Source organism: Sandarakinorhabdus sp. (genome assembly GCF_040398645.1).
Classification (GTDB): Bacteria; Pseudomonadota; Alphaproteobacteria; order Sphingomonadales; family Sphingomonadaceae; genus Sandarakinorhabdus.
In genome coordinates this window covers 41,824-46,708 of the sequence record NZ_JBBATR010000021.1, presented here as the reverse complement: position 1 = coordinate 46,708, position 4,885 = coordinate 41,824, and the positions used below count along the sequence as shown (strand labels likewise).

Annotated in this window: 5 protein-coding genes and 1 pseudogene; 1 reads left to right on the top strand and 5 read right to left on the bottom strand. The window is 65.0% G+C overall.

Going from position 1 to position 4,885, the window contains the following annotated elements; all coding sequences use genetic code 11:
- Positions 1-537, top strand: a pseudogene (locus tag ABWP50_RS06955) (hypothetical protein); the annotation flags it as partial.
- A 3-nt stretch (positions 538-540) separates the two neighbouring features.
- On the opposite strand, the gene ABWP50_RS06950 reads toward ABWP50_RS06955, so the two are convergent.
- From ABWP50_RS06950 to ABWP50_RS06930, 5 genes are all read right to left on the bottom strand, one after another.
- A complete protein-coding gene (locus ABWP50_RS06950; protein ID WP_353217270.1) occupies positions 541-2,409 on the bottom strand; it encodes an alkyl/aryl-sulfatase in 1,869 nt (622 codons plus the stop codon).
- 122 nt (positions 2,410-2,531) lie between these two features.
- Entirely contained in the window at positions 2,532-3,332 is an 801-nt protein-coding gene (locus ABWP50_RS06945) for an acyl-CoA thioesterase (protein WP_353217269.1), read from the bottom strand.
- Positions 3,329-3,823 carry a glycosyltransferase gene (locus tag ABWP50_RS06940; RefSeq protein ID WP_353217268.1) on the bottom strand — a complete coding sequence of 165 codons (495 nt, stop codon included), beginning with the start codon at positions 3,821-3,823 and terminating at the stop codon, positions 3,329-3,331. Before ABWP50_RS06940 ends, ABWP50_RS06945 begins: the two co-directional genes overlap by 4 nt.
- A gap of 32 nt (positions 3,824-3,855) precedes the next feature.
- Positions 3,856-4,248, bottom strand: a complete 393-nt coding sequence (locus ABWP50_RS06935) for a UDP-N-acetylglucosamine--LPS N-acetylglucosamine transferase (RefSeq protein WP_353217267.1) — start codon at positions 4,246-4,248, stop codon at positions 3,856-3,858.
- Between the two features lie 124 nt (positions 4,249-4,372).
- A partial coding sequence (locus ABWP50_RS06930; protein ID WP_353217266.1) for an LLM class flavin-dependent oxidoreductase occupies positions 4,373-4,885 on the bottom strand: 513 nt, incomplete at its 5' end.

Here is a 4,885-nt window from a genome sequence, read left to right as displayed (position 1 = left end):
CGCCCCGAAGCGACATTTGCGATTGCCGATGCCCGCAAATTCTACCTGGCCCGCACTTATGCTTATGTCGCCGCCAAGGGCGAAGGCCTGGTGATCGTTGATGTGAAGAAGCCGCTGGCACCGCAGCTTTATCAGCGTTTCGATGCCGGCGGCACCTTGAACGATGCCGAAGATGTTGTGGTTGCCAGCACTAATGCCACGTTGTTTGCCTATGTTGCCGATGGCCGCAACGGAGTGAAGGTGCTGCAACTGACCAGTCCGGACAGCCAGCCGGCATTTTATGGCTTCTCGCCCAAGCCCAAACCGGAACTGATCGCCTTTGCCCGCACCGGTCGCCCGGCATTGAGCGTTGCCAAGGGCCTGGACCGGGATCGCGGCGTAGATGAAACCGGTGGTCAGATCGCCGTGCTTGGCCGCCTGGGCTCACGGCCGTTCAACCGCAAGGAAACCGAGCATTTCTTTATCGGCGAGAACGGCCAACCCTACCGCGTCAACGACCGGGTCAGCATGACGGACTGGTCACCCTTGCGAAAGTAACGCTCAGGGCGCCACCAGCGGGAAATCCGGTTTCGGCGGCTGAAACAGGCCCATGAAGCGCTGCAGCACCGCCAGATCGCCCTTGATGCTGAGCTGTCCAGCCGCCATCAGTTCCGGTGCCTTCACCGCGCCGCCGATCAGGCCAATCAGCGCCCGGCGCGGCACCACCAATGTGGCCTGCGCCGCATCGGTCACGCCCTTCTCATGCAGCATCACGCCGTTACCAATGGTGACGAGGTGGCGCTCCTTGGCGTCGGGAATCTCAAAGGCAATGGTCATCGGCGCGATGGCGCGGTCCGGCACCAGTCGCACGCTTATGCTGTCGAGCAAATTGGCCACCGACAGGTTGGCCGCAATGCCGGAAGCCGCTGACTGGGTGCTGGGTTTGATGCCCTGTTCCAGCTCCTGCGCGCCGGTCAGATAGAAATCGCGCCATGGGGCGGCTTCGGCGCGCCAGGCCAGCTGGCGATAGACCCCGGCCAGCGCCGCCTTGGCGCCCTTCATCTCCGGCGCGGCGCGTACCAGTGTGGACAGCAGCGTGGCGGCCCAGCGGTCATCACCCTCGGCGGCGGCGGCCTTGCCCGCCGCCAGCACTTTCTTCGCGCCGCCCATCTGTGCAACCAGACGCGGCGCCAGATCGGCGCGGGGCAGCGGATCGAGGCTGGCCGGATCGCCATCAAACGCCCCCAGATAGCGCTGATAGACTGCGCGGGCGTTGAATTTCAGACTGCCATAATTGGGCCGGTTGAACCACGCCTTTGCCAAGGGTTCGGGCAGCTTGATCGTCTCCCCGATCTCCACGGCATTCAGGCCCTGGTTCATCAGCCGCACGCTTTCATTGTGCACGAACGCGTAAGCCTGCGCGTGGCGGAGCAGATAGTCCCTGATATGATCCTTGCCCCAGCGCGGCCAGAAATGGCTGGTGAACAGCACATCCGCTTCGCCGCCCCAGCGCCGCCGGGCCTCGACGAGATAATCGGCCCAGCCCTTGGCGTCGCGCACCAGCGCGCCGCGCGGCGTGAGCAGATTGTGCATCGCGCCATTGGCGTTCTCCGCCAGGCACAGCGCCTTCCAAGCCGGCAGATAGAAGTTCATCTCCGCCGGCGCCTCGGTGTTGGGCGTAAGCTGGAAGACGAACTCGACGCCGTCAATCGTCCGCGTCTCGCCGGTCGTCTTGATGCTGTCTGTTGGCGGGATCAGGCCATAGGTGCCGGGCGTGCCCATTGGCCCCAGCCCGGACGAGACATGGCCCGTCGCCCCGCGCGGCAGCACCTGGCCGAACATATAGACGGCGCGGCGCAGCATGGCCGGGCCGGCAATCACATTTTCCGACACCGCGTGTTCAAGAAACCCCTCCGGCGCGATGATCTGCACCTTGCCGGTGGCGACATCGGCCTGGCTCACCACGCCCAGCACGCCGCCGAAATGATCAACATGGCTGTGGGTGTAGATCACAGCCACCACGGGCCGCTTGCCCAGCTTGTCGGTGACCAGCGCCAGCGCAGCGGCGGCGGCTTCTGCGCCGGTGAGCGGATCGATGATGATCCAGCCAGTGGCACCGCGAATGATCGTCATGTTGGCCAGATCAAGGCCGCGCACCTGCCAAATGCCGTCTGCCACCTGGAACAGGCCGTGTTTGGCCACCAAGGTCGCGTTGCGCCACAAGCTGGGGTTCACCGTTGGCGGTGCCGGCCCCTTGAACTGATCCTCATCGGCCAGATCGCGCAGGATTCGGCCCTCTGGCCCCCGGATCTTGCCGTCTGGAATGGTGCCCAGAAACCCGCGGCTGGCGAAGTCGAAATCCTGCGCGTCCGCCCAGTTCAGCGTCGCCGCCAGCGCCTGATTGTCGGCAAGGACCTGCGGGCCGGGCATTGGGGTTGCTGGCGCGTCTGTCGGCGCGCCGGCTGCGGAGGAAGCGGTTGCGGCCGAAGCCAGTAGCAGAGCGATGAGGTGCGTGTTCATATCGCCAAGGCTAGGCCGCTGCCCGGCACCGCTCAACTATGAATACGCACAATCATGCTCTGGCTGGCAGTGGCCATCAATGTGCCGTCCTGCGCAAACAAATGCATGCGGCCATGGGCAAAACCGGCGTGCACGGCATGAATGCGCATATCGGCCAGCACCCAATCGGTCGGCACTATGTTCATGAAGCGGATCGTGTTGTCCAGGCTGTTGCCGCCGGCGTTGGCGCCCAGCGCGTTGCCAACACCCGATGGCAGGAAATCGGCCATCACCGCCAGCGCCAGCCGGTCGATCACCGCTGCCGGATCGGATGGGCGCACCCACAGGCGGCCGATGCCATCGGTTGACGGGGGTGCGCTGCCGCGGGCGGCGCCGAAACTGCCGTGCGCAACCCGCCGATCGAACTGGCTGTTGAGATCATCCGGATCACGTGTCCAGCGTATGACCATTGCCGGGCAATCTTGCGGCGGCGGCACGTCCGGCATGGCGGCCCATTGCTGGTGCAGCGCGTCCGGCCGGCTGCCCAGCGCCGCGTTCACAGTGATGATCTCTTGCGTGCCGGCCCGCGTGATGACCCGCGCCTGGCTGGTTTGCTTGCCGGCAACCGGCACGATCACTTCCAGGTCAAGTTCGGTTCCCGGCCGGGCATAAGACAGATATTGTGCCGCCGCCCACACGGTCGGGCGGCCGGTGTGGGCCTCCACCGCGGCCAGCGCGCTGGCCAGACCCATGCCGCCAAACATGAACAAATTGTCTGGCGGGCCAACGCACAGCGGCTTGCTGACCGTCAGGCGGTAGTGGCCGGGGACATCGCTGGCACTGATAGGGATCATACCGCCTCGATGAACGCACGGATGCGGGCTGTGAAGGCCGGATCGGCATGCGCCGCAATTGGTGCCGGCGCGCCGACCCCCGCGGAACCGATGCTAGCCAGCAGCGTCGACGCCCGCACCTTCAGATCATCGGCGTCGGCAGCGAGATGCAGGCCGGGGCGGACGCCGACATGCCGGGCCGTTGCCAATTGATGATCGGTGTTATGTTCGCCCTGGGCCTGCAGGCGCGGCAGCATCAAGATGGGCTTGCCAGCCTGAATGGCGCTGATGATCGAACCCATGCCGCAATGCGCCACAAAAAGCGCACAGCCAGCAACGCGTTGCTGATAATCAGCAAGAGCCAGTTTGCGCACCCATTTGGCATGGCGCGGCTCGTAACTGCCCTTGCCGATCTGGATTTCCACCGCCACGTCCGGATTGGCAGCGGCCCATTCGTCCATGGCGCGGCACAGCCGATCGAACGGCATCATCGATCCGACCGAAACAAACACCCCGTTTACCGCCGGGCTCCGATCGATTCCATTCACAAGACGCTGCCCCAGTGGTCGGCCTTTGCACCGGCCAGATGCGGCCACTGGGTGACCACCTGATTGCACACACGCGCGGCCTGGCCGCCGCTGCCCGACAGGATTTCGCTGTTGGCGATACTGTCCACCCAAAGGCTGCGCACCCCGAATGGCCGCGCCAGCGCCGCCGCGATCAAGCCGGGCAGCGCGCCGGTGGTGATGATCACCTGCGGGCGCACCCGAAGCAGGATGATGGCAATATCCAGCGCCGCCAGCGGAATTCGCCACCAATCGGCGCGGGACACATCGCGAAACGTGTAAAAGGGCGCGTCACCCGCCAGCACCTGCGTGGCCGGATCAACGGTGGCAATGGCCACATTATGGCCCTGCCACGCCGGCGCCAACCGCATCAGTTGCACGAAATGGCCACCTCCTGATGCAATTGCCAACACCCGTCGTTGCATGCCTTGCCCTTTGGTTCTGCCCACCTGTTGCAGCGGCGGCTTATACGCTGCGCTGCACAAAATCCAGCCGTCAGGCGTCTACCAGCTGCATTGCATCAAACGACAATTGATAGCTGGCCTTGCGGTCATCATGGCCGTGCAGGATGTTCACCAGCATCAGTTCATCGGCCTGATATTCGCTGATCACCTCCAGCAATCCGGCGCGCACGGTGGCAAGGCTGCCGGCCACAACCCGCCTGCTGGCAAAGCCGCGCGCCACTTCCGGCCGATCCGCCAGCCAGGCCACGGCCACATCGGGATCCGGAACGGCAATCGATTTGCCCATCATCATGTGCGCAAACATCATGCGCGCCGGTGCGGCCAGCCGCTGGGCTGCAGCATCGGTTTGGGCGCACACCGTCCACACCGCGACCATCACCCGCGGCCTGTCACCGGCATGGCGCGGCACGAACCGCGCGCGGTAGGCATCGGCCAGATCGCCCTGCTGCGCCGCGATAAAATCGGCGATGCAATAGGGCAGGCCCAGATCAGCGGCAAAGCCGACACTGTCCGCCGACGAGCCAAGCACCCACGGCTCCGGCGC

What these genes read in the sequence shown, in the direction of transcription:
- ABWP50_RS06945 (WP_353217269.1), bottom strand. Translation starts at nt 3,332, where the DNA reads ATGATCCCTATCAGTGCCAGCGATGTCCCCGGCCACTACCGCCTGACG.
- ABWP50_RS06950 (WP_353217270.1), bottom strand. Translation starts at nt 2,409, where the DNA reads ATGCCCGGCCCGCAGGTCCTTGCCGACAATCAGGCGCTGGCGGCGACG.
- ABWP50_RS06935 (WP_353217267.1), bottom strand. Translation starts at nt 4,248, where the DNA reads ATGCGGTTGGCGCCGGCGTGGCAGGGCCATAATGTGGCCATTGCCACC.